Raw genomic sequence first — 1,247 nt, 5'->3', positions numbered from 1 at the left:
TGGCGCTATTTAGGTACAGACCCTAGTGCGCGCAAGCGCTCGTCAGCCCAGATGGCAATTGATGAGGGCGCGCCGCCTGTGTTCGATGGGACGGACCAGATGGTCGATCGCCGACGCCTAAGCTATGAAGAGCTGCCTGCCAGTTGTCCGCTAATGGCCCGCAACCCGACGCGTCCACACGATTATCAAGCGACGGCAGGCACTGCACTTTTCAATTCGGCTCGCTCCACGGCCAGCGGGCGGTGCTCGACGACATGGAATGGCTGGGCGACGAGCATATCGGGCGAATTACGCCCTCCTGTTACAGGAGTTGAAGAGGGACATTCCGGATCTGGCGGCCCGGACTCGTTCGTGGAGTTCGTGACAACCCATGTGCTGCGCTACACTATCCTTCCGCTTTCATTATTATTCCCGAGCAGGCAACCGCCCATAATGCCATTTGTTGCATTAGCAGCCCAGTTGTTCGCAAACAAATCATCGACATCCTTGCTCGGGAGCCCCCCACCGGGATTCGCCGCTTGTTGAACAAAGGCTTGCGCCAGCGAGTGCCGAAACGCAGAGATGCTTTCCGCATCCATGGGCGAGATCTCGCAGACCAAAGCTTTACTGTCGGCATCCATTAAGACCTGTGGACCAAAAGCAGTACCGCTCGGGTTTGACGCCATAATCAACGTGAAGCTAATTTTGACCCCGGCCGAGGTCGTAAAACTATGAGATGCCAAAGAAACTAGCCTATGCATCAGCATCGAACCGACAGGCGCCTCCGCACGGAGAGCCGGACCATTCTGCCGGAACGATCTTGCAGGAGCGAACGACGCCACTCGAGGCCCTTTGTCTGCTCTCCTCTTTAGAACGTCTTCGTCGGGATAATTTGACGGCTCGTCACTGCTCAGCGTCATCGATCGATAGCGCAGACGCGAGGGCGCTGGAAGAATCACAGGAGCCAATACAGCGTTGCACGGTGCACCCGCATTAGCCCCATTGAAGCTGAACAGATCCGCACCCCGCTCACAGAGCTCCCCTCGTATGGGCTGGTTGTCACTGAAAAGATGGAGGGCTTGGCATTCCGACTGAAAATTATCAACAAGTAGGATGGAAGAAACAATCAGCATCCCGGCACAATCACTCCGATAGCCGGAGCGTTTTGCCATGGCTCCGCGGTTGCTCACCACCAGCAAAAGCAAGGCCGCAAGCACGCTCACGAAGTACAAAAACACCAGCCTAGTACCCGGAATCAGAGCTGAGTG

At 56.3% G+C, this 1,247-nt stretch carries 1 protein-coding gene; it reads right to left on the bottom strand.

Features of this window, described 5'->3' with window-relative positions; translation table 11 throughout:
* Positions 1 to 380: 380 nt before the first annotated feature.
* Positions 381 to 1,247 (bottom strand): hypothetical protein (locus IC50_RS38170; RefSeq protein ID WP_244429729.1); only part of this gene is annotated, 867 nt, incomplete at its 5' end.

Origin of the sequence: Bradyrhizobium genomosp. I (2014) (genome assembly GCF_000261685.1) — a bacterium.
Lineage (GTDB): Bacteria > Pseudomonadota > Alphaproteobacteria > Rhizobiales > Xanthobacteraceae > Bradyrhizobium.
The sequence above is the reverse complement of the archived record's forward strand: the minus strand, read 5'-3'. Positions and strand labels throughout refer to the sequence as shown.